Source organism: Nocardioides lacusdianchii (assembly GCF_020102855.1).
Lineage (GTDB): Bacteria > Actinomycetota > Actinomycetes > Propionibacteriales > Nocardioidaceae > Nocardioides > Nocardioides lacusdianchii.
The window spans coordinates 123318-147828 of sequence record NZ_JADHZD010000004.1 but is presented as its reverse complement, the minus strand read 5'-3'; the positions used below and the strand labels follow the sequence as shown (position 1 = coordinate 147828).

Here is a 24511-nt window from a genome sequence, read left to right as displayed (position 1 = left end):
GACCCGATCGGTGGCACAGTGGAGGGATGATGGGCCGTCGCCGACGGGAGCGCCACGAGCAGGAGCTGGCGGAGCAGGACACGTTCCGGCTGGTGCGGCGCGCTGCCGACGAGGACGTCACGCGCTTCGGGGAGGAGCTCGGCGGCCTGCACCTCGACACCCTCGGCACCGAGCTCGACGAGCAGATGCGCACCGACTACCAGCGCGCGCTCGACGACTACGAGCGTGCCAAGTCCGTCCTGGCGCGCGCGTCGTCGGCCCCGGAGGTCACCACCGTGACCAGCACCCTCGCCGACGGCCGCTTCCACCACGCGTGCGTGCTGGCCGCGCAGGCCGGGGACGTACGCCCCGTCCGCAGGCCTCCGTGCTTCTTCGACCCTGCCCACGGCCCGGCGTCGCGCGACGTCGAGTGGGCGCCGGCGGGCGGGGTCGCACGCTCGGTCCCCGTCTGCTTCCGCGACGCCGAGCGCCTCGCCGCAGGTGGGCTGCCGGAGGTCCGGCTGGTCCGCCTCGGGGACCGCCGCGTCGCGTGGTTCGCCTCCGGGCCGCGCTACGCCGCCTGGGCCGGCGGGTGGTACGCCGAGCTCGTGGCCGAGGGCCGGATCGAGGCCGAGCGCCTCACCATGGCGTACGCCGGCGCGGACCTCCCCGGCCGCGCAGGCGGCCCCCAGCTGCCGATCGCGGCGGCGTGGAGCGACCCCGGCGCGTGGTCCGACGGCGGGATGATCGGCGGCCACGACTACTCCGGGTGGGGCGACGGCGGCATCGGCGGGGGCGGTGACGGTGGCGGTGCTGGCGGGGACGGCGGTGGTGGGGGCGGCGGGGACGGCGGCTGACCCGGTGTCGCACCCGCCTGTGACACTGGCCGGGTGCCCGAGGGAGACAGTGTCTGGAAGCTCGCGCGCCGGCTGGACCGTCAGCTGCGCGGTCACACGGTCGTGCGCTCGGACTTCCGCACCCCGCGGCTGGCCACGCGCGACGTGGCGGGTCGCGAGGTGCTGGGCCACGACACCCACGGCAAGCACCTGCTGACCCGGCTCTCCGCGACCGCTGGGTCGCCGGCGGCCACCCTCCACAGCCACTTGAAGATGGACGGCTCGTGGTCGACGCTGGCGCCGGGCAAGCGGCTGCCGGCGAAGCTCCAGCCCCACGTGCGGCTGGTCCTGGGTCTCGACGACGACCGCACCGTGCACGGCATCCGGCTCCACGACCTGGACCTGGTCCCGACCGACCGCGAGCACGACCTCGTCGGCCACCTCGGCCCGGACCCGTTGCGCGAGGACTGGGACCCCGCCGAGGCCGTACGCCGCCTCGCCGCCGACCCACAGCGACCGCTGGTCAGCGCCCTGCTCGACCAGCGCGCGATGGCCGGTCTGGGCAACCTCTGGGCCAACGAGCTGGCCTTCCTCACCGGCGTCAGCCCGTGGACCCCGGTCGGCGACGTCGACGTCGAGCGCCTGGTGGAGCGCTCCGCGACGATGCTGCGGCACTCGGCCACCGTCGAGGGCGCCTACCAGGTGACCACCGGCTCCTCGGCCCGGGGCGACGACCACTGGGTCACCGGGCGCCAGCGCCGCGGCTGCCGGCGCTGCGGAGGACCGATCAGCGTCACCGCGGAGGTGCCCGGCGACGCCGCCAACCGCCGCACGTGGTGGTGCCCCGCGTGCCAGCCCGGGCCCGGCCCGGAGGCGCGGACCGGACCGGGTCTCAGACCCGGTGGAGCCGTCGGGCGGCCTCGGCGATCGAGCCGCTCATCGAGGGGTAGACGGTGAAGGCCTGGGCCAGCTGGTCGGCGGTGAGCGACTCCGACACCGCGATCGACACCGGGTGGATCAGCTCGGAGGCACGCGGCCCGACGACCACTCCCCCGACGACGATGCCGGTCCCGGGGCGGCAGAACAGCTTCACGAAACCGTCCCGCACGCCCTGCATCTTGGCCCGTGCGTTGCCGGCCAGGGGCAGCATGACGACCTCGGCGGTGATCTCACCGGCGTCCACGGCCTGCTGCGACCAGCCGACGGTGGCGATCTCGGGCGAGGTGAAGACGTTGGACGAGACCTTCTTGAGGTCCAGCGGGGCCACCGCGTCGCCGAGGAAGTGCCACATCGCGATCCGTCCCTGCATCGCTGCGACGGAGGCGAGCATCAGCACGCCGGTGCAGTCGCCGGCGGCGTAGATGCCGCGGGCCGAGGTCCGCGAGACGCGGTCGACGGTGATGAAGCCACCCTCGTCGGTGGCGACGCCGGCCTCCTCGAGCCCGAGGTCCGCGGTGTTGGGGATCGAGCCGAGCGCGAGGATGCAGTGGCTGCCCGAGACGGTGCGTCCATCGGTGAGCGTCACGGTGACGGTGTCGCCCTCGCGGGTCACCGACTGCATCCGCGACTGGCCGAGCACGTTCATCCCGCGTCGCGTCAGCACGTCCTCGAGGACGGCGGAGGCGTCGGCGTCCTCGCCGGGCAGCACCCGGTCGCGGCTGCTCACCAGGGTGACGTCGATGCCGAGGGACAGGTAGGCGCTCGCGAACTCCGCGCCCGTCACGCCGGACCCGACGACGATCAGCTTCTCCGGCACCTCGGTCAGGTCGTAGACCTGCTCCCAGGTGAGGATCCGCTCGCCGTCGGGCTGCGCGCTCGGGAGCGTGCGCGGCGCTGCGCCGGTGGCGAGGATGATGGCGTCGGCCTGCACGGTCTCGCTGTCACCGTCGGTGGTGACCTCGACCGTCATGTCCGGTCCGAGGCGACCGCGGCCGGTGAGGACGCGTACGCCGTCGCGGTCGAGGCGGGCCGCGATGTCGCTCGACTGGTCGGCGGCGAGCTGCTTCACGCGGGCGTTGACCCGGGCCAGGTCGACCGAGATCGTCGTGGCCGCGTCGCCCTGGTGGTCGTGGAAGTTGACGCCGAGCTCGGCCGCCGCGGACATGTCGGTCATCAGCTCCGACGTGGCGATCAGCGTCTTGCTCGGCACGCAGTCGGTGAGCACGGCCGAGCCACCGACACCGTCGGTGTCGACGACCGTGACCTCGGCGCCCAGCTGGGCCGCGACGTGCGCGGCCTCGTAGCCGCCGGGTCCGCCGCCGATGATGACGATGTGGTCTGTCACGTGGGTCTGTTCCTTCGTCTGGAGGCTGCTGGCCTCTAGGTCTCGATACACCGCTTCGCGGCTTCGTTCCTCAGCCGCGGCGGCACTCGACCTCTTCGGCCGACGCAGGCACCTCGCGAGCTCGGTGCCTGCTGGCCTCAGAAGTTGATCATGTGGCCGGCGATGCCGTGGACGGCCTCCTTGACGGCCTCACCCAGGGTCGGGTGCGCGAAGACGTTGCGGGCCACCTCGTCGGCGGTGAGGTCCCACTGCTGGGCCATGGTCAGCACCGGCAGCAGCTCGGTCACGTTGGGGCCGATCATGTGCGCACCGATGATCTCGTTGTGCTCGGCGTCCGCGACGACCTTGACGAAGCCGATCGGCTCCCCGAGGCCCATGGCCTTGCCGTTGGCGCTGAAGGGGAACGACGCGGTCTTGACGTCGTAGCCCTTGTCCTTGGCCTGCGCCTCGCTGTAGCCGAAGGACGCGATCTGCGGGTTGCAGTAGGTCGCGCGCGGGACGAAGTCGAAGGCGACCGGCATGGTCTCGGCGCCGTTGATGGTCTCGGCGGCCACGATGCCCATCGCCTCGGCGACGTGGGCGAGCATCATCTTGCCGGTGCAGTCGCCGATGGCGTAGACGTTGTCGACGTTGGTGCGGCCGAAGTCGTCGATCTCGATCGCGCCGCGCTCGGAGACGCTGACGCCGGTGTTCTCCAGGCCGTAGCCCTTCACCCGCGGCGCGAAGCCGAAGGCCGCGAGGAACTTGCCGGCCTCGAGCACCTGCTCGTCGCCGCCTGCTGCGGGGGCGACGGTGACCTTGACCCCGGAGCCGGTGTCCTCGACGTTCTTCACCGCGGTGGAGGTCAGCACCTTCACGCCGAGCTTCTTGTACTGCTTGGCAAGCTCCTTGGAGATGTCCGCGTCCTCGGTCGGCACCATCCGGTCGAGGAACTCCACGATCGTGACGTCGACGCCGAAGTTGGCCATTACGTAGGCGAACTCGACGCCGATCGCGCCGGATCCGCCGATGATGATCGACTCGGGGAGCTGGTCGGTGAGGATCTGCTCCTCGTAGGTGACGACGTTCTCGCTGAGCTCGACGCCGGGGACCAGGCGCACGGTCGCGCCGGCGGCGATGATGAGGTTGTCGAAGGTGTAGCCGGTCTTCTGGCCGTCCTTCTCGACGTCGATCCCGGTCGGGCCGGTCAGCGTGCCCCAGCCGTCGATCTCGGTGATCTTGTTCTTCTTCATCAGGAAGTGGACGCCCTTGACGATGCCGGCGCTCACGTCGCGACTGCGCTTGTGGGTGGGGCCGAACGCCATCGTGGCGTCGCCCTCGATGCCGAACTTCGCCTTCTCGTGCTGGAGCGTGTGCGCCAGCTCGGCGTTCTTCAGCAGCGCCTTGGAGGGGATGCAGCCGACGTTGAGGCAGACACCTCCCCAGTACTTCTCCTCCACCACGGCCACCTTCTGGCCGAGCTGGGCTGCGCGGATCGCGGCGACGTAGCCACCGGGGCCGGCGCCGAGGACGAGGGTGTCGAAGTGGGTGTCGGTCACGCCCCCAGCCTAGTGTTCCCGACCGCGGGGGGAACACCCGCCCGTCCGGGCTAGGTACCCTGTGGCCCGTGACGCTCTACGCCGCCTACGGGACGAACCTCGATCCCGCCCGGATGGGCGAGCGCTGCCCCCACTCGATCCTCCACTCCACGGGCTGGCTCGCGGGCTGGCGACTCACCTTCGGCGGCGAGGAGCACGGCTGGGACGGCGCGTTGTCGACGATCGTCCAGGACCCGTTCGAGCAGGTCTTCGTCGCCGTCTACGACGTCACGCCCGAGGACGAGCGCGCCCTCGACGGCTGGGAGGCCGCCGACACCGGGCTCTACCGCAAGACCAAGGTGCGGGTGCAGACGCTGACCGGGCCGCTGGTCGTGTGGGCCTACGTCCTCGACGCCTACGAGGGCGGCCTGCCGTCGGCGTCCTACCTCGGCGTCCTGGCCGACGCCGCCGACGCCGCCGGTGCGCCCGAGGACTACGTCGCGGCGCTGCGCCGGCGCGCGTGCCGCTCGACCGGGCTCTAGATTCCTGACCTCTGATGCTGGCCCTAGAGTGCGGCCCATGAGCGACCAGAACCCGTACGACGCCGCCACTGCCGCCGCCGAGAGGCTCGCCGAGCTGACCGGCGTCGAGCGCCACGACATCGCCCTCGTGCTGGGCTCTGGCTGGCTGCCGGCCGTCGACGCCCTCGGCGAGGCCACCGCCGAGATCGACACCACCGACCTGCCGGGCTTCAGCGCTGCCGCCGTCGCGGGCCACAGCGGCAAGATCCGCTCCATCAAGCAGGGTGACCGCAACCTCCTGGTCTTCCTCTCGCGCACCCACTTCTACGAGGGCAAGGGCGTCGCCGCGGTCGTCCACCCGATCCGTACGGCGGCCGCGGCCGGCTGCTCGGCCATCGTGCTGACCAACGGGTGCGGCGGGCTCAAGCAGGGCTGGCAGCCGGGCCAGCCGGTGCTGATCTCCGACCACATCAACCTCACCGGGACCAGCCCGATCGTCGGTGCCAACTTCGTCGACCTCACCGACCTCTACAGCCCGCGCCTGCGCGCGATGTGCCGCGAGATCGACCCGAGCCTCGACGAGGGCGTCTACGTCCAGTTCCCCGGGCCGCACTACGAGACGCCCGCCGAGGTCCGGATGGCCGGCGTCCTCGGCGGCCAGCTGGTCGGCATGAGCACCACGCTCGAGGCGATCGCGGCCCGCGAGGCCGGCATGGAGATCCTCGGCATCAGCCTGGTCACCAACCTCGCCGCGGGTCTGAGCGGCGAGCCGCTCAACCACGAGGAGGTCCTCGAGGCGGGCAAGGCCGCAGCGAGCCGGATGGGCGGCCTGCTCAGCCAGGTCGTGTCGAAGATCTGATGCGCGTCCTGGTCGCCGGCGCGGCGGGGAGCCTGGGCCGGGTCGTCACCGTCGGGCTCGCCGACCTCGGCCACGAGATCGTCGGCCTGGACCTCGTGCCCGGCCCCGAGGGCTCGCCCTTCGCCTGGCACGAGGCCGACTGCGCCGACGCCGACGCCGTGGCGGCGGTGTTCGCCGACGAGCGGATCGACGCGGTCGTGCACCTCGCGGGCGCGCCGGAGGAGCTCTCGCTGCCCGACGAGCTGACGTCCCACGTCGTCACCACCGCGGCCCTGCTCGACGCGATGGTGGCACACGACGTGACGCGCATCGTCTACGCCTCCTCCAACCACGCGGTGGGGCGCACGCCCCGCACGGACGGCGAGCTCACCGAGCAGGCCCTCCCCCGCCCCGACACCTACTACGGCGTCGCGAAGGTGGCGGCCGAGGCGCTGCTGCACCTCTTCGCCGACCGCCACGGGATCGATGCGGTGGTGTGCCGCATCGGCTCGTTCCTGGAGGAGCCGACCAGCCTGCGCGGGCTGTCGACGTGGCTCTCGCACCCGGACGGCGTACGCATGGTCGAGGCCGGGCTCACCGCCCCGGCCCCCGGCTTCGCGATCCTCCACGGCATCAGCGCCAACACCCGCGCCTGGTGGGACCTCGAGCCGGGGCGGCGGCTGGGCTACGAGCCGCAGGACGACGCCGAGGTCTTCGCCGACCGGATCGAGCCCGGTCCCGACGACGCGGCCGAGGCGGAGTTCGTCGGCGGCCCGTTCGCCACGGCGCAGTTCCACCGCCCCGCGATCGGCTGAACGACCTCAGGTCCCGGGTCGCGGCGGCGTGTAGAGGGCCACGCCGGAGATCGCGCCCAGCACGTTGTCGAACAGGTCGATGGTGAGCCCGCACGCGTCTGTCGAGCTCTCGCCACCGGTCGTCAGGACGACCCGCGTGGACGGGAGGACCGCCCCGGCCGGCGTGGCCCGGGGGTGTCCGCACGTCGTCGGTGGCGGCACGCCGTACGAGATGGAGACCACCGGCTGCCCGAGGGGGTTGGCTGCCGGGCGGGACGCGTAGGCCAGGACGGGGTCGCGCACCACCGACTGCCACCCGGGCGTGTCTGCCGCTTCTGCCCCGCCCACCACCGTGACCTCCTCCCCGTCGACGAACAGCCGCACCCCCTGCGCGAAGCCCGGGCTCGCCGTCCCCGACACGAGGAAGCGGAGGAACGTCCAGGCACGCTCACGCGCGGCCGCGTCGTCGGGACACCTCCACTCCGGCGTCGACGTCGCGATGAGCGTCACCACCTCGTCCACCCCGACCGCCGATCCCGGGGGTGGCTCGGAGCCCAGCACCTGTCCGGCGGGGTTGCACTGGGGCACCTCCACCACGCGCGACGCGATGTCGTCACGCTGCAGGGCGCGGGTGGCCTCGCTCGTCGTCAGCCCGAAGAGCGAGGGCATCACCGCGGGCGAGTCGTCGCGGGTGACGTACGCGATCGGCACTGCGACGACGACGGCGAGCAGGGCCAGGAGCACGACCAGCGTGGTCCTCCTGCCGGCCCTCGGCCCGGCCAGGATCGCGTCCCGCAGCGCAGGTACGACGACCTCGTCGGGATCCTCCGCGCGACGGATCCTTCGTCGCTGCTCCTCGATGACCCGGTCGACCAGGAGACCGGCCTCGTCGGCAGGCAGGCCCAGCTCGACGGCGCGCTCGACCAGCCGGGTGCGACGTGCGGCGCGGTACTCCTCGACGTCCATCGGTGGGCTCTCCGACCTTCAGGGCCTCAGTGTCGCCGATCTCGCGTAGGCGAGCCACCCGCTGGCAAGCCCGACCAGCGCCATCCCGACGACCCCGGTCGGCGCGAAGATGTGGTCCGTGTGCACCAGCCATGCGCCGGGCACCAGCAGCAGGCCCGGCAGCGCGAGCCGCCCGGTCCGCCGCAGGGCGTCGACGGCCACGACCACGGCACACGCGACCAGCGCCCAGGAGCCCACCTCACCGAGGCGGCCCCCGATGGCGAAGAGGTGGCGCACCTCGTCCGGCCGGGCCACGCCCTCGCCCAACCGCCAGGTCACGTAACCCGCGCTGATCCCGCTGATGACGTCGAGCGCCGTGTACGCCGTGGCGTACACGAAGGCGCTGACGCGCACCAGCCAGGCGACGGGGTCCGGGCGTCCCCGCACCAGCCACATCAGCGCCACGCCGACCAGGGGGAACACGAACAGGCCGGCGACGTGCAGCAGGGTCCAGCGCGGCGCGGTGGCCCAGGACAGCGAGTGGGGGTGGAACAGCCCGGCCGCGGCCAGCACGAGGCCCGGCCCCGCCACCGCGGCCGTGACGACCAGGTCCCGCCGAGATGCGCTCATGCCCCGAAACTAGCCGTGCCCGCACAAGCCGGGCGCCTCCTCGACCTCGACCTTGACTTCGAGCGCGCTGCAAGGCGGAGACTGGTCGGGTGACGAGCCTGAGCATCGCCGAGGCGGCCGAGCAGACCGGCCTGACGGCGCACACCCTTCGCTACTACGAGCGCGACGGCCTGCTCCTGCACTCGGTCGAGCGCGCCCCGTCGGGGCACCGCCGCTACACCGACGAGGACCTGCGCTGGATCCAGATGGTCACCCGCCTGCGCGCCACGGGCATGCCGATCCGCGACGTACGCCGCTACGCAGCCCTGGTGCGCGAGGGCGACGGCAACGAGGCCGAGCGGCTCGCGCTGCTGCTCGCGCACCGCGAGCTGGTCGAGCACCAGCTGGCCGAGGTCTCCTCCCACCTGCGGGCGATCGACCACAAGATCGCGCTGTACGAGAACAGGGTGAACCCCGCCTCGTGAGCCCCTTGACTTGGAGCGCGCTCCAAGGAGCAGGGTGGAGGGCATGAGCATCCAGAAGCGACAGATCGGCTCCCTGACCGTCTCGGCCCTCGGCCTCGGCTGCATGGGGATGTCGGAGTTCTACGGCACCACCGACGAGCAGACCGGGATCGACACCGTCCGCCGCGCCCTCGACCTGGGCGTCACCTTCCTCGACACCGCCGACATGTACGGCCCCTTCACCAACGAGCAGCTGGTCGGGCGCGCGATCGCCGGGCGCCGCGACGAGGTGCAGCTGGCCACCAAGTTCGGCAACGAGCGCAACCCCGACGGCAGCTGGGTCGGGATCAACGGGTCCCCCGACTACGTCGCACGGGCGTGCGATGCCAGCCTCCAGCGGCTCGGCGTGGACCACATCGACCTCTACTACCAGCACCGCGTCGACCGGACCGTCCCGATCGAGGAGACCGTCGGCGCGATGGCCGGGCTCGTCGAGGCCGGCAAGGTCCGGCACCTCGGGCTGTCCGAGGCCGGCGCCGACACGATCCGCCGGGCGCACGCGGTGCACCCGATCACCGCGCTCCAGACCGAGTACTCCCTCTTCACCCGCGACCTCGAGGACGAGATCCTGCCCACGATCCGTGGCCTCGGCATCGGTCTGGTGCCCTACTCCCCGCTCGGACGCGGCATCCTCACCGGCGCGATCGGCACCGGCTCACTCGAGGACGGCGACTTCCGCAGCTCCAACCCGCGGTTCCAGGGCGAGGCGCTCGACGCCAACCTCGCGCTGGTGGACAAGGTCCGCGAGATCGCGGCTGCCAAGGGCTGCACGCCCGGCCAGCTCGCGCTCGCCTGGGTCCTGGCGCAGGGCGACGACGTCGTGCCCATCCCGGGCACCAAGCGCGTGCGCTACCTCGAGGAGAACGTCGGTGCCGCCGACGTCGAGCTCACCGCCGACGACCTCGCCTCCCTCGAGCAGGCCGTCCCGCGCGACGCCGTCGTCGGGCAGCGCTACCCCGACATGTCCAGCATCGACGCCTGAGGCGCAGGCAGCCCGCGAGGGTCAGGTGGCGGCGATGCCGACCCGGCCCTCGCGGAAGGCGTCGACGAACAGTGCGTGGTCCTGGCGCACCCGCTCGGCGTACGCGATGCCCCAGTCGCCCAGCCAGGCGACGTAGTCGTTGCGGCGGCCCTCGAGGGACTTCGCGATGGCCTCCTCGACCTGGAAGTCGATGAGGTCCTGGTCGCTGTCCTCGTCGGACGCGCAGTGGATCTTCGCCGTCGCCCGGCCGAGCAGCTCGACGACGGCACGCATGTCGGCGGGCTCGTTGATCTCCCCCCAGTCGAGGTCGACCTCGTAGGGCGAGACCTCGGAGACGACGTAGCCGACGCCGCCGATCTGCGTGTGCCCGAGCAGCGGGTCGGTGTGCACCTGCAGGGCGCGCTGGCTGACCGACGTGCGGTGCCCCTCGTGGTCGAAGTAGGCGTCGACGTCGCTGGTGTCGACGAAGCGGCCCACCGCGGGGATGTTGGCCTGCTTCATGCTGAGCACGACGTCGTTGTCGAGGGCCTGGCTGTAGCCCTCGAGCAGCACGTTGTACGCCGGCAGCCCTGCGCTGCCGATGCCGAAGCCGGACTTGCCCACGACGTCGCGCAGCTCGTAGAAGAGCTCGCGGTCGAAGCGCTTGGACTCCGGGATGGTGTCGAGGTAGGCGCGGAAGGCGGCCACCACCTCGGTGCGCTCCTCGCGCGGCAGCCGGCGCGTGGAGGCGTCATCGGCGAACTTCCGGATGCCCTTCTGCATCACCGTCATGCCGTCGAGCAGGTCGGCGCGCCGCATCGCCCGTGCCTCCTCCAGCGCGATGAGCACCGGTCCGTGGGCGGTGTCGAGGGTGATCTCGAAGTCGTCGTCGGAGTCGGAGGCGACGTAGTGGTTGACCTGCGCGAGGTAGGAGCGGACGTAGTGGGCGATGAGCTTGCGGATCGCGTCCTCGGGCAGCGCCTTCTGCCAGGCGACCAGCGCCAGGCTCGCGGCGAAGCGCTGGAGGTCCCACGTGAAGCGGCCGAGGTAGGCCTCGTCGAAGTCGTTGATGTCGAAGACCAGCCGGCCGTCGGAGTTGAGGTAGGTGCCGAAGTTCTCCACGTGGAGGTCGCCGTGGATCCAGATCCGCTCGGCGCCGTGGCGCGACCAGTCGTCGGCCTCGGCCGTGACGTCGCTGTAGAACAGGCACGCGGTGCCGCGGTAGAACGCGTGCGGGTCGCGGGCCATCTTGCGGTACTTGGCCCGGAAGGCAGCCGGATCGGCCCGCATGAGCGGGGCGAAGGCGTCGCGGAGCACGTCGACGATCACGGCGGTGCGGTCGGTGGCGGCCATGGGGGCACTCTAGGGGCCGTCCACCCGTGACCCGTGGCGTACGACCGGGGTGTGCGGGGCGGCTAGGTTTGCGCCATGGCAACCACACAACTCGGCGACAACACCGTCAACACCGTGGGCGAGCTCCCCGCGGTCGGCTCGCAGGCACCCGGCTGGGACCTGGTGGGACTGAAGTTCCAGCCCGTCACCGACGCCGACGCGGCCGGCAAGCGCGTCGTGCTCAACATCTTCCCCAGCATCGACACCGGCGTGTGCCAGGCGAGCGTGCGCAAGTTCAACGAGCTCGCCGCCGGCCTCGACAACACCACGGTCGTCAACGTCTCGGTCGACCTCCCGCTGGCCCAGGCCCGCTTCTGCGGTGCCGAGGGCATCGAGGCCGTCGAGGTCGGCTCGGCCTTCCGCTCCAGCTTCGGCCAGGACTACGGCGTCGCGATGGCCGACGGCGGCTGGCAGGGCCTGCTGGCCCGCGCGGTCGTCGTCCTCGACACCGACCGCACCGTGCTGCACACCCAGCTCACCGACGCGATCGGCCAGGAGCCCGACTACGACGCCGCGGTCGCCGCGCTGTCCTGACCCACCTGCTCGCACCGGCCGGCTGGTCTCGCACCGGGACGTCGCCCCGACGTCACTGGCGCGAGGCCAGCCAGTCGTGCTCGACCTGCGGCAGCACCTGCGCGTCCAGCAGGACGGCGGCCAGCTCCTTGTCGCCCATCAGTGCCCGGAAGTACATCGGCAGCCTCAGCCCGTGCCCGGGCCGGTGCACCACCTCGACCGGGTCTCCGGCCCTGACGGCTCCCGGCTCGCGGACCGCGAGGTAGGCCCCGGTGAGTCCTCGCTCCGCGAAGCGGCGCACCCATGCCCGCTCGGCCATGTGCTTGGCGAAGGTCGCGCAGGGGATGCGGGGGCCGCACACCTCGAGCAACGTGCCGCCGACGCGCCACAGCTCGCCCACCTCGGCGGTGTCGACCTCCAGATCGGTCGTGGTGAGGTTCTCACCGAACATTCCGTCGGGCAGCTCGCGACCGAGGTGGTCGCCCCACCAGTCGAGCTCCTCCCGCGCGACGGCGTAGACCGCCTGGGTCGTGCCGCCGTGGTGCTTGCGGCTGATGATCGCGTCGCCGACCACGCCACTGCCGAGCCCACCTCGCTTCGGGCCGGGGTCGCGCACCTCGATCACCTCGACCGGGCGCTTGCGGATGCCGCTGGGGCGCTTGAGCCCCGGGACCGGCTCGGGGCTGCCTGCACTGACGGAGCGGACGGCGGCTGGCACGCGCACACGCTAACCGTCAGGAGTCGCCGGTGTGGCAGACCGCCTCGATGTTGTTGCCCTCGGTGTCGCGGACGAAGGCGCCGAAGTAGCCGGGGTGGTACTCCGGCCAGAGCCGCGGCTCGTGCAGTGACTCGGCGCCGGCAGCGACGGCCTCGGCGTGCCACGCCCGCACCGCTGCCGCGTCGCGTGCACGGAAGGCGACATGGACCTCACGGTTGGGCCCGATCCCGTCGAAGGTGCTGATCCAGAAGTCCGGCTCGTCGGTGCCGTAGCCGATGGCCACTCCCACGTCCATGACCCGGCGATGGCCCAGCACGCCCAGGACCCGGTCGTAGAACGTCGCCGCGCGCTGCAGGTCGGTGCAGTTGATGCCCAGGTGATCGATCATGGGCAGATCCTGACAGCGCCCACCGACAGCCACGCCCGATAGCGTGCGCCCCATGACCGACCTGACCCCCCTGCTCGAGCAGGCCCGCGCCTGGGCCGCCGAGGACCCCGACGAGCACACCCGCGCCGAGCTCGAGGCCCTCGTCGACGCCGCAGAGCGCGGCGAGGTGACCGACCTGGCCGATCGCTTCGCCGGCACCCTCGAGTTCGGCACGGCGGGCCTGCGCGGCGCGCTCGGCGCCGGCCCGAACCGGATGAACCGCGTCGTGGTCACGCGCGCGGCGGCCGGCCTCGCGGCGTACCTCAAGGACACCGGCCACGCCGGCGGGTCCGTGGTCATCGGCTTCGACGCCCGCCACAACTCCGACGTCTTCGCCCGCGACACCGCCGAGATCATGACCGGCGCCGGCCTCAAGGCCCTGGTGATGCCCCGCACGCTCCCCACCCCACTGCTCGCCTACGCGATCCGCGAGCTCGGCTGCGCGGCCGGGGTGATGGTCACCGCGAGCCACAACCCGCCGCAGGACAACGGCTACAAGGTCTACCTCGGCGACGGCAGCCAGATCGTGCCGCCGGCCGACGTGGAGATCGCCGAGCGGATCGCCGCCGTCGGTCCGCTGACCGACCTCCCCCGCGGCGACGCGGGCCGGGTCGTGGGCGAGGACATCGTCGACAACTACCTCGACACCGTCGCCGGCCTCGCCCAGGACGGTCCGCGCGACCTCTCCATCGTCTACACCCCGCTGCACGGCGTCGGCGGCACGACCGTGGCGCAGGTGCTCGAGACGGCCGGCTTCGACGCGCCCCACGTCGTGGAGCAGCAGGAGCACCCCGACCCCGACTTCCCCACGGTCTCCTTCCCGAACCCCGAGGAGCCGGGCGCGATGGACCTCGCCATGGCGCTCGCGGCCGAGCACCGCGCCGACCTGGTCGTGGCCAACGACCCCGACGCCGACCGCTGCGCGGTGGCCGTGCCGGACGCCCACGGCTGGCGGATGCTGCGCGGCGACGAGGTCGGCGCCCTGCTCGCCCACCACCTCATCGACCGCGGCGCCACCGGCGTCTTCGCCAACTCGATCGTGTCCTCGAGCCTGCTGGGCAAGATGGCCGCCGCCGCGGGGCAGCCCCACGAGGAGACCCTGACCGGCTTCAAGTGGATCGGTCGCGTCGAGGGCCTGGCCTTCGGCTACGAGGAGGCGCTGGGCTACTGCTGCGACCCCGAGCACGTCCGCGACAAGGACGGCGTCTCCGCCCTGCTGCTGGTCTGCGAGCTCGCCGCCGCTGCCAAGGCCGACGGTCGCGGGCTGCCCGACATCCTCGACGACATCTCGCGCGAGCACGGCCTGCACGCCACCGACCAGCTCTCGGTGCGCTTCGAGGACCTCGCTGACATCCCCGCCACCATGGAGCGCCTGCGCGCCACGCCGCCGAGCACCCTCGGCGGGCTCGCGGTGGAGCGCGTCGAGGACCTGTCCGAGGGCTCCGACCTGCTCCCCCCGACCGACGGCCTGCGCTACACGCTCGCCGAGGGCGCCCGCGTCATCGTCCGCCCGAGCGGCACCGAGCCGAAGGTCAAGTGCTACCTCGAGGTCGTCATCCCCGTGGGCGACGAGGACGTGGACGCGGCCCGGATCTCCGCGGCGGGGCGGCTCGACGCGATCAAGGCCGACCTGCGCGGGGTCGCCTTCGGTCCCGTGCTCGGTGGCTGAGGCGCGAGCGGAGCGAGCCTCGAAGCCACTCGCCCTCGCCCTCACGCTCGTCCTCCTCGGCCTCGCGCCCGCCCCGGCGCTGACCCCGACGGCGTACGCCGACGACGGACCGCGCACGTGGCGGGTCGGGCCCGACCGGGAGCTGACCGCGCCCAGCCAGGCCGCGGCGGTGGCGGGCGACGGCGACACCGTGCTCATCGACGCCGGGAAGTACGACGGCGACGTGACCACGTGGACCCAGGACGACCTCACGCTGCGCGGCGTCGGCGGTCGCGCCCACCTGCGCGCCGCGGGCCGCAGCGCCCAGGGCAAGGCGATCTGGGTCGTCGCCGGCGACCGCACACGGGTCGACCGCATCGAGCTCAGCGGCGCCGCCGTGCCGGACCAGAACGGCGCCGGCATCCGTCAGGAGGGCACCGACCTCACCGTCACGCGCAGCTGGTTCCACGACAACCAGAACGGCATCCTCACCGGCGCCGATCCCGACAGCGACATCGTCATCCGTCGCTCGCGCTTCTTCCGCAGCGGCGCCGGTGACGGCTACACCCACAACCTCTACGTCGGCGCGGTCCGCTCGCTGACGGTCACCGGGAGCTGGCTCTGGGGCGCCGACGTCGGCCACGAGGTCAAGTCGCGGGCCGCACGCACCACGATCGTGGGCAACCGGATCGACGACGCCGACGCCACCGCGAGCTACTCCATCGACGTGCCCAACGGTGGTCGCCACCCTCGTGGCCGGCAACGTCGTCGTGCAGGGCCCGCGCTCGGAGAAATCGACGCTCGTGTCCTACGGCGCCGAGGGCCTCACCCACCGCTCCCGCACCGTGTGGGTTGTGCACAACACCTTCGTCAACCGGCGCACGGCCGGCACCTTCGTCGCGCTCGCCGACGGCGCCGTCGCGCACCTGCGCAACAACCTGCTCGTCGGGCCCGGGGAGCTCACCAGCCGTCCGCCGGCCAGCGCCCGCGCCAACCGCCGCGTGGGTCCGGACGGCTTCGTCGACGCCGCCGCGGACGACTACCACCTGCGCACCTCCTCCCCGGCGGTCGACCGGGGCGTGCGAGTCCCGCGCCAGTGGCGCCCGCGCTGGGAGTACGCCCACCCCGCACGCCTGGTGCGGCGCCCGTCCACGAGCCGCGCCGACCTCGGCGCCCACGAGCTGCGCTGAGCCGGGCCCACCTGCCCCGCCCCGGGCGTACGCTGTGGACGTGACCCGGACCGCCAGCGAGCTACTCGCACGGGGCCGGTCCGTCCTCACGCTGCTCCTCGTCGGCGTCGCCTCCGCTCTCGCCGCGTCCGCGCTGGCGCCCCTGACCTCCGCGGAGTCGGTGCTCGTCATCGCGGCGCTCGGCACCGCGGCCACCGCCCTGCTCGGCTCGCGTCACCTCCTGGTGCTGCCGCCGTCGCGCGTGCTGATGCTGCCTGCCAGGTGGGCCGGTGAGGTGCTCGTGCACCTGGCCGGACGCTCCACCGACGTGGTCCACCACCCGCAGCGTCCGCGCGCTCCCGGACTCGTCTGACCCGTCGCACCGCGACGTCCGTCCGACCCGTCCCACCTCTTCCAGGAGCCTCCGCATGTCCCTGCTCGAACCGATCTCGCACGCCCTCGCCGCGGTCCTCGCGGCCACCCACGACGCCCTCACCGCCCTCGGTGCCGACCCGACGGCGGGCGCCACCTGGCTGCTGTGCGTCGCTGCCGTCGTCGTCGTCCTGCGTCTCGCCCTCCTCCCCGCCGTCGTCCACGGCGTCCGCCAGGCACACGCCGGCGCGCGGGCACGGCCCCACCTGCGCGAGCTGTCCGGCCGCCTCGGGGAGCGCCCGGACGCCGAGGCCCTGCGCCGCCATCTCGAGGAGCGCCGCCGGGTCTCCGCGGAGCACGGTGTCAGCCGGCTCGGGTGCCTGCCGGTGCTGCTGCAGCTGCCCGTGTGGCTCGCGCTCTACCACGTGCTCTCGGACGTCGCCTCCGGGACCGCGGTCGGCGCGATGGGCCCCGGCCTCGTGTCGTCCCTGGGAGCCGCGTCGGTCCTCGGCGTCACCCTGGCCGGCAGCGGTTACCTCGGGGGCGGGCCGGCACACCTCGCCGTCGTGGCCGGGCTCGCCGTCACGGCCGCCGCGCTGTCGTACGTCACCCAGCGCCACGTCGTGGCGCGCAACACCCTCACCGAGGGCATGCCCGAGGCGGTCCTGTCGGCACAGCAGCTGGTGCCCGCTCTGTCGGCGCTCGGCCTGCTGGTCGCGGGCGGCGTCGTGCCGGTGACGCTGCTGGCCTACTGGGTGTGCAACTCAGCCTGGACGCTGGGCCAGTCCGTCGTCATCGCGCGCTGGTTCCCCACCCCGGGCACGGCGGCGGCCGCGGCTAGGGGGTGAGGACCAGGTTGCCGACCTTGCGGCCGGAGTCGACGACGCGGTGGGCCTCGGCGATGTCGGCGAGCGGCAGGGTCTGCGTGACCACCGGCTGCAGCTCCCCCGCCGCGAGGCGGTCGAGCAGCCAGGCGAAGTGGGCCGGGTCCTCCGGCCACGGACCCGCGCGCACGGCGCCGCGGGCCTGCACGGTGTCGAGCAGGCTCGCCACGGCGAGCACGAGCACGCCGTCCGGCGCGAGCAGGCGGCGGCCCGAGCGGCGGTCGAGGTTGCCGACCGCGTCGAGCACGACGTCGTACGCCGCAGGCAGGTCGTGCACCGACGTCCCACCGTGGTCGACCACCTCGGCGGCCCCGAGGGAGCGGACCAGGTCGGCGTTGCGCTCGCTGCAGACGGCGGTGACCCGAGCCCCGGCGAGGTGCGCGACCTGCACGGCCGCGCACCCGACGGCACCCGACGCGCCGTTGACGAGCACCCGGGTCCCGGGGGTCGCCACGTCCTGCAGCACGTGTCGCGCAGTGGTGCCGCCGAAGATGACGGCTGCAGCGTCGGCATGGGACACCGACGCCGGCTTTGGCACGAGGCGGTCGGCGCGTACGGCGGCGAGCTCGGCGTGGGCGCCCATGCCGGCGCCGGTCATCCCGACGACCTCGTCGCCCACCGCGACGCCCTCGACAGCCGGGCCGACGGTCTCGACGGCACCGGAGTAGACGACGCCGAGCACGCGACGCCGGGGGCCGTTCCAGCCGAGCGCGAGGCGACCGGGCACCGCGAAGCCCGCAGGGAAGCGGCAGCCGCGGATGCGGGCGTCACCGGAGTTGACGGTCGTCGCCCGGACGCGCACCACGACCTGGCTCTTCCCCGCGCGCGGCTCGGGCACGTCCTGCACCTGCACCACCTCCGGCGGCCCGTACCGCTCCACGACTGCTGCTCTCACGACCATCTCCCTTACGCCTGTAAGCCTGATGCAGGAGAGAGTAGCCTTACGGATGTAAGTCCCACAAACGAGGAGCATCGTGTCCAGACCACCGCTCACCCCCGCGCGCGTGATCGACGCCGCCAGCCGCGTCGCCGACGCCACCGGCCTGGCCGGGGTGAGCATGCGCAGCGTCGGACGCGAGCTCGGCGTCGAGGCCATGTCGCTCTACCACCACGTCGCCAACAAGGACGCGCTCCTCGACGGGCTCGCCGACTGGGTCTTCGCGCAGATCCTGACCCCGTCGCTCGGTGTGCCGTGGCGCAGCGAGATGGAGGCACGGGCCCGCTCGGCCCGCACGGTCCTCGCGGCCCATCCGTGGGGCCTGGGACTCGTCGAGTCCCGCCGCTCCGCCGGCCCGGCGACCCTGCGCCACCACGACGCGGTGCTCGGCTGCCTGCGCACCGACGGCTTCCCGGTGGCCCTCGCCGCGCACGCCTTCTCGGTGCTCGACGCCTACACCTACGGCTTCGTGCTCACCGAGGTGAACCTGCCGTTCGAGCCCGGCACGGCCGACGAGTTCATCGAGGAGATCGCCGCCTCCCTCGCCGACCGCCCCTGGATGAGCGAGCTCGTCGCGGAGCGGATCACGGGCCGGGACTACGCCTACGGCGACGAGTTCGAGTACGGCCTCGCACTGGTGCTCGACGGGATCGAGGCGCGATTCGTAGCCGGCGTCGGTTGAGGTGCGAGCACAGCGAGCCTCGAAACCAGGTCACGCGAAGAACGTCACGACCAGCACCAGCGTCGCCACCGCGATCAGAGCGAGGGGCAGCCGGTCCCGGGTGCGGCGTACGGCGTCGGGCAGCGCCAGCTGCTCCTTCGACCCGGGCCTGACCCCCTCGGCCCGACGGGCCTGGTCGACCAGGTCGTAGAGGCGGGTCTCGACGAAGTCGGCGTAGGCCATGCCCTCGCGCGCCTCGCCCGACGCGGACGGCCGGGCCGTGACCGCCTTGCGCCACGAGCGACCCACCACGGTGGACACCCAGCGGCGGTCGCCCGCGCGCACGGCCAGCACCTGGCGCACCGCCATCTCCTCGACCGCGGCGAGGCGGATGTGGACCGTCTCCACCAGGTTGCGCATGACCAGGTGCTCGTCAGTGGCCCACAGCGCGGGGCGCAGCATCGCCGCCCACGCCAACACCCCGACCAGCAGCGCGAGCCCCACGACCCACGCCGGGAAGCCGGCGTCGAGGTAGGCCAGGCCGGCCAGCACGACGACCGCCGAACCCACCACCGCGAGCCACCCGGTGACCTGTCCGCTGGTGGGGTGGAACCGCTCCACGACGTCGTCCGAGTGGTCCTGCAGGGGTGCCATGTTCTCCTCGTCCTTTTGGGCAGACTCTGGCCCTCCGTGGATTGTCCGGGTGCTCGCGGCCAACTCTATGCTGGGTCGGTGACACCCACTTCCAGCTCCACGGCGAGCACAGCCTCCAGCGCCGGCGTCTTCGACGACATCGTGCGCTCGGAGTCCTCGCTCCGCCGATTCCTCCACGGCCTCCCCGGGGTCGACCAGGTCGGGTGCGAGGCCCGCGCCGCAGGCCTGGCCACCCGGTCCATCAAGACCACGTCGAAGGCCTTCGCCATCGACCTGGCCATCCGGATGGTCGACCTGACCACGCTCGAGGGCCAGGACACCCACGGCAAGGTCCGCGCGCTCGCCTCCAAGGCGATGCGCCCCGACCCCGCGGACCCGTCCTGCCCCGCCACCGCCGCCGTCTGCGTCTACCCCGACATGGTCGCCACGGCGAAGCAGACCCTCGGCGAGAGCGGCGTCAACGTCGCCGCCGTCGCGACGGCGTTCCCGAGCGGTCGCGCCGCGATGGACATCAAGCTCGCCGACACCCGCGACGCGGTCGAGGCCGGCGCCGACGAGATCGACATGGTCATCGACCGTGGCGCGTTCCTGTCGGGTCGCTACCTCGACGTCTACGAGGAGATCGTCCAGGTCAAGGAGGCCTGTGGAGACGCGCACCTCAAGGTGATCTTCGAGACCGGCGAGCTCCAGACCTACGACAACGTCCGTCGCGCCAGCTGGCTCGCGATGATGGCCGGCGGCCACTTCATCAAGACCTCCACCGGCAAGGTGCAGCCGGCGGCGACGCTGCCGGTCACCCTGATCATGCTCGAGGCGGTCCGCGACTTCCGCGACCAGACCGGGCAGATGGTCGGCGTGAAGCCCGCCGGCGGCATCAAGACCACCAAGGACGCCATCAAGTACCTGGTGATGGTCAACGAGATCGCCGGTCCCGACTGGCTCGATCCCGACTGGTTCCGCTTCGGTGCGTCCACGCTGCTCAACGACCTGCTGATGCAGCGCACCAAGATGACGACCGGTCGCTACTCCGGTCCCGACTACTTCACGCTGGACTGAGGCTGAGTCACATGAGCAACATCTTCGAGTACGCCCCCGCCCCCGAGTCGCGCGCCGTCGTCGACATCAAGCCGTCCTACGGCCTGTTCATCAACGGCGAGTTCGTCGACGGCCACGGCACGTCGTTCAAGACCGTCAACCCCGCGACCGAGGAAGTCCTCGCCGAGGTCGCCGAGGCCAACGACGCCGACGTCGACGAGGCCGTCAAGGCCGCCCGCCGCGCCTACACCCGCGTCTGGTCGCGGATGTCGGGTGCCGAGCGCGCCAAGTACCTCTACCGGATCGCCCGGATCATCCAGGAGCGCGGCCGCGAGCTCGCCGTCCTGGAGTCGATCGACAACGGCAAGCCGATCAAGGAGTCGCGCGACGTCGACATCCCCGTCGTCGCCGCCCACTTCTTCTACTACGCCGGCTGGGCCGACAAGCTGGAGCACTCCGGCTACGGCTCCACCCCGCTCGGCGTGGCGGGCCAGGTCATCCCGTGGAACTTCCCGCTGCTGATGCTGGCGTGGAAGATCGCGCCTGCGCTGGCGTGCGGCAACACCGTCGTGCTCAAGCCGGCCGAGACCACCCCGCTGACCGCACTCCTCTTCGCGGAGATCTGCCAGCAGGCCGACCTCCCGCCCGGCGTGGTCAACATCGTCACCGGCGCCGGCGACACGGGCCGCGCGATCGTGTCGCACCCGGACGTCGACAAGGTCGCCTTCACCGGCTCGACCGAGGTCGGCAAGGCCATCGCCCGCGCGGTGGCCGGGACCGAGAAGAAGGTCACCCTCGAGCTCGGCGGCAAGGCCGCCAACATCGTCTTCGACGACGCGCCGCTCGACCAGGCGATCGAAGGCATCGTCAACGGCATCTTCTTCAACCAGGGCCACGTCTGCTGCGCCGGCTCGCGCCTGCTCGTGCAGGAGTCCGTGGCCGACGAGGTCATGGAGCGCCTCAAGCGCCGCATGGCCACGCTGCGCGTCGGTGACCCGCTCGACAAGAACACCGACGTGGGTGCGATCAACTCCGCCGAGCAGCTGGCCAAGATCCGCGAGCTCTCCGACATCGGCGAGGCCGAGGGCGCTGAGCGCTGGTCGACCCCGTGCGAGCTGCCCACCAACGGCTACTGGTTCGCCCCGACCGTCTTCACCGGCGTCTCGCAGGCCCACCGGATCGCGCGCGAGGAGATCTTCGGTCCCGTCCTGTCGGTGCTGACCTTCCGCACCCCGTCCGAGGCGGTCGAGAAGGCCAACAACACGCCGTTCGGCCTCTCCGCCGGCGTGTGGACCGACAAGGGCTCGCGCATCCTGTCCATGGCCAACCGCCTGCGGGCCGGCGTGGTGTGGGCCAACACGTTCAACAAGTTCGACCCGACCTCGCCGTTCGGCGGCTACAAGGAGTCCGGCTACGGCCGCGAGGGCGGTCGCCACGGGCTCGAGGCCTACCTGAAGGGAGCGGACTCGTGAGCCGCATCGACGTGCGCAAGACCTACAAGCTCTACATCGGGGGCCAGTTCCCCCGCTCGGAGTCGGGCCGCTCCTACGTCGTCAACGACGCCAAGGGCCGCCTGATCGCCAACGCCGCGCAGGCCTCGCGCAAGGACGCCCGCGACGCCGTCGTGGCCGCCCGCGCGGCCTTCGGCGGCTGGTCGGGCAAGACGGCGTACAACCGTGCGCAGGTCGTCTACCGGATCGCCGAGGTCCTGGAGGGCCGCCGCGAGCAGCTCGAGGCCGAGCTCCGCGCGGCCGAGGGCATCTCCGCGGCGAAGGCCAGGACCTACGTCGACGCCGCGATCGACCGCCTCGTCTGGTACGCCGGGTGGGCCGACAAGATCACCCAGGTCGTCGGCAACGCCAACCCGGTCGCCGGCCCCTTCTTCAACCTCTCCACCCCCGAGCCCAGCGGCGTCATCGCCGTCGTCGCCCCCCGGGGCGCCCTCCTGGGCCTGGTCAGCGTCGTGGCGCCGCTCATCGTCACCGGCAACACCGTCGTGGTGATCGCCAGCCAGGACAACCCGCTGACAGCGATCACCCTCGGCGAGGTCATGGCCACCAGCGACCTGCCCGGCGGCGTGGTCAACGTGCTCACCGGCTCGCAGGCCGAGATCGCCCCGTGGCTGGCCTCGCACATGGACGTCAACGGCCTCGACCTGACCGGCGTCGAGGACGCCGAGGTGGCGAGGGAGCTCGAGGTGGCCGCGGCCGACAACCTCAAGCGCGTACGCCGTCCCGCCCCCGACACCGACTGGCTCTTGGAGCCCGGCCTGGACCGGATGACCCGGTTCATGGAGACCAAGACCGTCTGGCACCCGATCGGGGTCTGACCTCTCCCCCAGCGCCATCGTGGAGCTCCTGTGCCGACATCCGGCACAGGAGCTCCACTGTCTCTGGGCCCTGCTGGCTGCCCCGCGGTGCCGGATGTACTTCCACACGCACGGGTGGGAGTACATCGAGCGCTGAGCGTGGACGACGCAGGACAGGGATGGACTTCCACTCCTGCGAGTGGAAGTCCATCCCTGTTGTCTGCTCGGAGCGAGGAGCCTCAGCGGTTGAGCAGCGCCTGGGCCAGCACGCCGAGGATCTCGTTGGGGTTCTCCACCAGGAAGTTCTGCCCGCCGGTCGCCGCAGCGATCTGCTCGAGCTCACCGGTGTCGGCGTCCTGCGAGATGCCGATAATGATCACCTTGACCGGCTTCGCGGGGTCGCGGACCGACTTCAGCTGGTTGACCAGCGACTCCAGCGACAGCGAGCTCGAGTCGTCGCTCGCGCCGTCGGTCATGATCACCACGGAGTTGAACCACGCCGGGTCCCACTTCTCCTGGGCGTACTTGTAGGCCGCCAGCGTGGTGTCCATGACACCGGTGCCACCGTTGACCCGGCCGGGGAGGCCGCCGGCCACCTTGCGCACCACGTCGCCGTGGGTGCCGGCATCGCCGGCCGGCGCGTCGAGGCGGTCCAGGGTGGCGTACTCCTCGTAGGAGGCCCCGCCCTCGCCGCGGTTCTTCGAGAAGCCCCAGATGCCGATGCGGGCCTGGGCCGGGAACGCGTCGAGCGCGACCTGGGAGGCCGTGACGGCCAGCTGGATGCGGGTGGTGTCACCGATGGCGGTCTTCATCGAGCCCGACAGGTCGACCACCGCGAGGATGCTCGAGGGCACCGACAGCACGCGCCACTGGCGCAGCGCGTCGTCGGTGGTCTTCTGCGGCACCGTGTTGAGCACCTGGGCGTTGCCGAGGCCGATGTCGTTGGGCAGCGGGGCACCGTCGGGACCGCGCAGCTCGGCGGCGGCGATCGCCTCCACGCCGGCGCTCGAGGTGAACCAGCGCGTCACCGCACGGCCGACGCGCGCCGAGATGTCCCCGCCGGAGGCCAGGATGTCCTTGTTGCCGCGGTTCACGTCGATCAGCGGGTACTGCAGCATCGGCACACCGGTCTTCGGTGCCACGAGGCTGAGCTGGTCGTTGCTGCGGCGGGCCGCGAGGTAGGCCTGCTCGGTGGCGGGCACCAGCTGCGTGCTGGAGGCGGAGATCGTGGAGAGGTCGGTCTCGTTGGCGCTGCCGGCCACGGCGCGCTCGCCGTAGGTCTGGGCGACCGGGACGGTCTTCTGCTCGATGGTCGCGGCGGTCTCGCCGGTCTTCTTCATCTCAGCGTAAGGAGCGAGCAGCGCGAGCGCCGAGGCGCCCTCGGCGCTCGGGTCGGCCATCGCCAGGCTGCCGCCGTCGAGGACACCGGCCCACGACGCGGGCGCCTTGGCGGCCGGGCCGCCGATGAGGCCGACGGGCGTCTGGGCGAGCACCTCGGCGATCGGCGAGCCGGTCCACCCGGCGGCCGTGAGCTGGCCCTTCCAGGTCGGGCTGTCCGGGATCCAGATGTCGGGCAGCTGGGCGTCGGGGTCGCTGAGCAGCGCCACCACGTCCTTCACCGAGCCGGTGGTGACCTCGATGTCGATGCAGGGCTCGTCGGCGTTGACGTCCTTCACTGCCTCGCGGACCAGCTCCTCCATCACCGGCGCGGTGGTCAGCGTGACCTGCTCGGAGACGCAGTCGGCGCCCCCGGGGGTGTCGCTGTTGCCGCGCATGGCGAAGAATGTGATGAAGGCGAGCACGAGCACCAGCGCGAGTCCGCCCAGCACGAAGGGGTTGCCGGAGCGGCGTACGGCGGCTCCGGAGTTGTCCGCGCTTTCGGGCGCAGTCGAGTCGTCCTGACTCATGAGGTCCTCCCACAAGAACGTCAATCGGGGGTTTCGGCGAGACTAATCTCCGGCAGGATCGTCCGTGGCCGAACGAGG

The 24511-nt window shown here is 72.3% G+C and carries 27 protein-coding genes; 16 read left to right on the top strand and 11 right to left on the bottom strand.

The features are described from left to right. The first annotated feature begins 26 nt into the window (after nucleotides 1-26). Both IRX98_RS07195 and IRX98_RS07190 read left to right on the top strand, forming a co-directional pair. Nucleotides 27-836: a hypothetical protein gene (locus tag IRX98_RS07195; protein WP_224275240.1), complete on the top strand. Its 810-nt coding sequence runs from the start codon at nucleotides 27-29 to the stop codon at nucleotides 834-836. A gap of 33 nt (nucleotides 837-869) precedes the next feature. Beyond that, complete coding sequence (locus IRX98_RS07190) at nucleotides 870-1772, top strand: DNA-formamidopyrimidine glycosylase family protein (RefSeq protein WP_224275237.1); 903 nt, start codon at nucleotides 870-872, stop codon at nucleotides 1770-1772. Here IRX98_RS07190 and IRX98_RS07185 read toward each other — a convergent pair. Both IRX98_RS07185 and lpdA read right to left on the bottom strand, forming a co-directional pair. Then, complete coding sequence (locus tag IRX98_RS07185; protein ID WP_224275235.1) at nucleotides 1708-3099, bottom strand: NAD(P)H-quinone dehydrogenase; 1392 nt, start codon at nucleotides 3097-3099, stop codon at nucleotides 1708-1710. The two genes, IRX98_RS07190 and IRX98_RS07185, sit on opposite strands and share 65 nt — an antisense overlap. A gap of 137 nt (nucleotides 3100-3236) precedes the next feature. Beyond that, entirely contained in the window at nucleotides 3237-4637 is a 1401-nt protein-coding gene (gene lpdA / locus IRX98_RS07180) for a dihydrolipoyl dehydrogenase (RefSeq protein WP_224275232.1), read from the bottom strand. A gap of 68 nt (nucleotides 4638-4705) precedes the next feature. On the opposite strand from lpdA, the gene IRX98_RS07175 reads away from it, so the two are divergent. Genes IRX98_RS07175 through IRX98_RS07165 form a run of 3 tightly spaced genes read left to right on the top strand, consistent with a single transcriptional unit; the run spans nucleotide 4706 to nucleotide 6790 of the window. Beyond that, the gene (locus IRX98_RS07175) at nucleotides 4706-5158 is read left to right on the top strand and encodes a gamma-glutamylcyclotransferase (protein WP_224275229.1); all 453 of its coding nucleotides are present in this window, start codon (nucleotides 4706-4708) and stop codon (nucleotides 5156-5158) included. Between the two features lie 37 nt (nucleotides 5159-5195). Beyond that, a complete protein-coding gene (locus IRX98_RS07170; RefSeq protein WP_224275226.1) occupies nucleotides 5196-5996 on the top strand; it encodes a purine-nucleoside phosphorylase in 801 nt (266 codons plus the stop codon). Then, complete coding sequence (locus tag IRX98_RS07165; RefSeq protein WP_224275222.1) at nucleotides 5996-6790, top strand: NAD-dependent epimerase/dehydratase family protein; 795 nt, start codon at nucleotides 5996-5998, stop codon at nucleotides 6788-6790. Before IRX98_RS07170 ends, IRX98_RS07165 begins: the two co-directional genes overlap by 1 nt. A 6-nt stretch (nucleotides 6791-6796) precedes the next feature. Here the strand turns inward: IRX98_RS07165 and IRX98_RS07160 are convergent, their stop codons facing one another. Both IRX98_RS07160 and IRX98_RS07155 read right to left on the bottom strand, forming a co-directional pair. Continuing rightward, complete coding sequence (locus tag IRX98_RS07160; RefSeq protein WP_224275219.1) at nucleotides 6797-7735, bottom strand: PASTA domain-containing protein; 939 nt, start codon at nucleotides 7733-7735, stop codon at nucleotides 6797-6799. Between the two features lie 18 nt (nucleotides 7736-7753). Next, nucleotides 7754-8344 carry a hypothetical protein gene (locus tag IRX98_RS07155; RefSeq protein ID WP_224275216.1) on the bottom strand — a complete coding sequence of 197 codons (591 nt, stop codon included), beginning with the start codon at nucleotides 8342-8344 and terminating at the stop codon, nucleotides 7754-7756. 89 nt (nucleotides 8345-8433) lie between these two features. Here IRX98_RS07155 and IRX98_RS07150 point away from each other — a divergent pair, with 89 nt between their 5' ends. Together IRX98_RS07150 and IRX98_RS07145 are read left to right on the top strand one after the other, a co-directional pair. Continuing rightward, nucleotides 8434-8808, top strand: coding sequence for a MerR family transcriptional regulator (locus tag IRX98_RS07150; protein WP_224275214.1), 375 nt, complete (start codon nucleotides 8434-8436; stop codon nucleotides 8806-8808). Nucleotides 8809-8851: 43 nt separating this feature from the next. Next, nucleotides 8852-9829 carry an aldo/keto reductase gene (locus tag IRX98_RS07145; protein ID WP_224275210.1) on the top strand — a complete coding sequence of 326 codons (978 nt, stop codon included), beginning with the start codon at nucleotides 8852-8854 and terminating at the stop codon, nucleotides 9827-9829. A gap of 21 nt (nucleotides 9830-9850) precedes the next feature. Here the strand turns inward: IRX98_RS07145 and IRX98_RS07140 are convergent, their stop codons facing one another. Next, on the bottom strand, nucleotides 9851-11161 hold the full coding sequence (locus IRX98_RS07140) for a DUF2252 domain-containing protein (RefSeq protein ID WP_224275206.1): 1311 nt from the start codon (nucleotides 11159-11161) through the stop codon (nucleotides 9851-9853). Between the two features lie 75 nt (nucleotides 11162-11236). Between IRX98_RS07140 and tpx the strand changes: the two genes are divergently transcribed. Beyond that, nucleotides 11237-11734: a thiol peroxidase gene (gene tpx / locus IRX98_RS07135; RefSeq protein WP_224275204.1), complete on the top strand. Its 498-nt coding sequence runs from the start codon at nucleotides 11237-11239 to the stop codon at nucleotides 11732-11734. Between the two features lie 52 nt (nucleotides 11735-11786). Here the strand turns inward: tpx and IRX98_RS22575 are convergent, their stop codons facing one another. After that, the gene (locus IRX98_RS22575; RefSeq protein ID WP_224275202.1) at nucleotides 11787-12431 is read right to left on the bottom strand and encodes an MOSC domain-containing protein; all 645 of its coding nucleotides are present in this window, start codon (nucleotides 12429-12431) and stop codon (nucleotides 11787-11789) included. Nucleotides 12432-12447: 16 nt separating this feature from the next. Continuing rightward, the gene (locus IRX98_RS07125) at nucleotides 12448-12819 is read right to left on the bottom strand and encodes a VOC family protein (RefSeq protein ID WP_224275199.1); all 372 of its coding nucleotides are present in this window, start codon (nucleotides 12817-12819) and stop codon (nucleotides 12448-12450) included. Nucleotides 12820-12871: 52 nt separating this feature from the next. On the opposite strand from IRX98_RS07125, the gene IRX98_RS07120 reads away from it, so the two are divergent. After that, nucleotides 12872-14527 carry a phospho-sugar mutase gene (locus IRX98_RS07120; RefSeq protein ID WP_224275196.1) on the top strand — a complete coding sequence of 552 codons (1656 nt, stop codon included), beginning with the start codon at nucleotides 12872-12874 and terminating at the stop codon, nucleotides 14525-14527. On the opposite strand, the gene IRX98_RS07115 is transcribed toward IRX98_RS07120, so the two are convergent. Next, on the bottom strand, nucleotides 14478-14975 hold the full coding sequence (locus tag IRX98_RS07115; RefSeq protein WP_224275194.1) for a hypothetical protein: 498 nt from the start codon (nucleotides 14973-14975) through the stop codon (nucleotides 14478-14480). The two genes, IRX98_RS07120 and IRX98_RS07115, sit on opposite strands and share 50 nt — an antisense overlap. Nucleotides 14976-15243: 268 nt before the next feature. On the opposite strand from IRX98_RS07115, the gene IRX98_RS07110 reads away from it, so the two are divergent. The 3 genes from IRX98_RS07110 to yidC are packed head-to-tail and all read left to right on the top strand — an operon-like array spanning nucleotide 15244 to nucleotide 16895. Beyond that, nucleotides 15244-15696 carry a hypothetical protein gene (locus IRX98_RS07110; RefSeq protein ID WP_224275191.1) on the top strand — a complete coding sequence of 151 codons (453 nt, stop codon included), beginning with the start codon at nucleotides 15244-15246 and terminating at the stop codon, nucleotides 15694-15696. 40 nt (nucleotides 15697-15736) lie between these two features. Beyond that, nucleotides 15737-16048, top strand: coding sequence for a hypothetical protein (locus IRX98_RS07105; RefSeq protein ID WP_224275188.1), 312 nt, complete (start codon nucleotides 15737-15739; stop codon nucleotides 16046-16048). A gap of 55 nt (nucleotides 16049-16103) precedes the next feature. Continuing rightward, nucleotides 16104-16895: a membrane protein insertase YidC gene (gene yidC, locus IRX98_RS07100; protein ID WP_224275186.1), complete on the top strand. Its 792-nt coding sequence runs from the start codon at nucleotides 16104-16106 to the stop codon at nucleotides 16893-16895. On the opposite strand, the gene IRX98_RS07095 is transcribed toward yidC, so the two are convergent. Continuing rightward, on the bottom strand, nucleotides 16885-17832 hold the full coding sequence (locus IRX98_RS07095; RefSeq protein ID WP_224275182.1) for an NAD(P)-dependent alcohol dehydrogenase: 948 nt from the start codon (nucleotides 17830-17832) through the stop codon (nucleotides 16885-16887). The two genes, yidC and IRX98_RS07095, sit on opposite strands and share 11 nt — an antisense overlap. A 73-nt stretch (nucleotides 17833-17905) precedes the next feature. On the opposite strand from IRX98_RS07095, the gene IRX98_RS07090 reads away from it, so the two are divergent. Further along, complete coding sequence (locus tag IRX98_RS07090; RefSeq protein ID WP_224275180.1) at nucleotides 17906-18550, top strand: TetR/AcrR family transcriptional regulator; 645 nt, start codon at nucleotides 17906-17908, stop codon at nucleotides 18548-18550. A gap of 30 nt (nucleotides 18551-18580) precedes the next feature. On the opposite strand, the gene IRX98_RS07085 is transcribed toward IRX98_RS07090, so the two are convergent. Next, a complete protein-coding gene (locus IRX98_RS07085; protein ID WP_224275177.1) occupies nucleotides 18581-19183 on the bottom strand; it encodes a hypothetical protein in 603 nt (200 codons plus the stop codon). 78 nt (nucleotides 19184-19261) lie between these two features. On the opposite strand from IRX98_RS07085, the gene deoC reads away from it, so the two are divergent. The 3 genes from deoC to IRX98_RS07070 are packed head-to-tail and all read left to right on the top strand — an operon-like array spanning nucleotide 19262 to nucleotide 22547. Then, complete coding sequence (gene deoC / locus IRX98_RS07080) at nucleotides 19262-20239, top strand: deoxyribose-phosphate aldolase (protein ID WP_224275175.1); 978 nt, start codon at nucleotides 19262-19264, stop codon at nucleotides 20237-20239. An 11-nt stretch (nucleotides 20240-20250) separates the two neighbouring features. Further along, a complete protein-coding gene (locus IRX98_RS07075) occupies nucleotides 20251-21690 on the top strand; it encodes an aldehyde dehydrogenase family protein (RefSeq protein ID WP_224275173.1) in 1440 nt (479 codons plus the stop codon). Next, nucleotides 21687-22547, top strand: a complete 861-nt coding sequence (locus tag IRX98_RS07070) for an aldehyde dehydrogenase family protein (protein ID WP_224275170.1) — start codon at nucleotides 21687-21689, stop codon at nucleotides 22545-22547. The genes IRX98_RS07075 and IRX98_RS07070 overlap by 4 nt, the downstream gene beginning before the upstream one ends. Nucleotides 22548-22765: 218 nt before the next feature. On the opposite strand, the gene IRX98_RS07065 is transcribed toward IRX98_RS07070, so the two are convergent. After that, on the bottom strand, nucleotides 22766-24433 hold the full coding sequence (locus tag IRX98_RS07065; RefSeq protein ID WP_224275168.1) for a substrate-binding domain-containing protein: 1668 nt from the start codon (nucleotides 24431-24433) through the stop codon (nucleotides 22766-22768). Nucleotides 24434-24511 lie beyond the last annotated feature (78 nt).

Coding starts and splice junctions, on each gene's coding strand:
- IRX98_RS07195 (WP_224275240.1), top strand. CDS start 27: ATGATGGGCCGTCGCCGACGGGAGCGCCACGAGCAGGAGCTGGCGGAG.
- IRX98_RS07170 (WP_224275226.1), top strand. CDS start 5,196: ATGAGCGACCAGAACCCGTACGACGCCGCCACTGCCGCCGCCGAGAGG.
- IRX98_RS07165 (WP_224275222.1), top strand. CDS start 5,996: ATGCGCGTCCTGGTCGCCGGCGCGGCGGGGAGCCTGGGCCGGGTCGTC.
- IRX98_RS07160 (WP_224275219.1), bottom strand. CDS start 7,735: ATGGACGTCGAGGAGTACCGCGCCGCACGTCGCACCCGGCTGGTCGAG.
- IRX98_RS07155 (WP_224275216.1), bottom strand. CDS start 8,344: ATGAGCGCATCTCGGCGGGACCTGGTCGTCACGGCCGCGGTGGCGGGG.
- IRX98_RS07145 (WP_224275210.1), top strand. CDS start 8,852: ATGAGCATCCAGAAGCGACAGATCGGCTCCCTGACCGTCTCGGCCCTC.
- IRX98_RS07140 (WP_224275206.1), bottom strand. CDS start 11,161: ATGGCCGCCACCGACCGCACCGCCGTGATCGTCGACGTGCTCCGCGAC.
- tpx (WP_224275204.1), top strand. CDS start 11,237: ATGGCAACCACACAACTCGGCGACAACACCGTCAACACCGTGGGCGAG.
- IRX98_RS07125 (WP_224275199.1), bottom strand. CDS start 12,819: ATGATCGATCACCTGGGCATCAACTGCACCGACCTGCAGCGCGCGGCG.
- IRX98_RS07120 (WP_224275196.1), top strand. CDS start 12,872: ATGACCGACCTGACCCCCCTGCTCGAGCAGGCCCGCGCCTGGGCCGCC.
- yidC (WP_224275186.1), top strand. CDS start 16,104: ATGTCCCTGCTCGAACCGATCTCGCACGCCCTCGCCGCGGTCCTCGCG.
- IRX98_RS07095 (WP_224275182.1), bottom strand. CDS start 17,832: ATGGTCGTGAGAGCAGCAGTCGTGGAGCGGTACGGGCCGCCGGAGGTG.
- IRX98_RS07085 (WP_224275177.1), bottom strand. CDS start 19,183: ATGGCACCCCTGCAGGACCACTCGGACGACGTCGTGGAGCGGTTCCAC.
- IRX98_RS07075 (WP_224275173.1), top strand. CDS start 20,251: ATGAGCAACATCTTCGAGTACGCCCCCGCCCCCGAGTCGCGCGCCGTC.
- IRX98_RS07065 (WP_224275168.1), bottom strand. CDS start 24,433: ATGAGTCAGGACGACTCGACTGCGCCCGAAAGCGCGGACAACTCCGGA.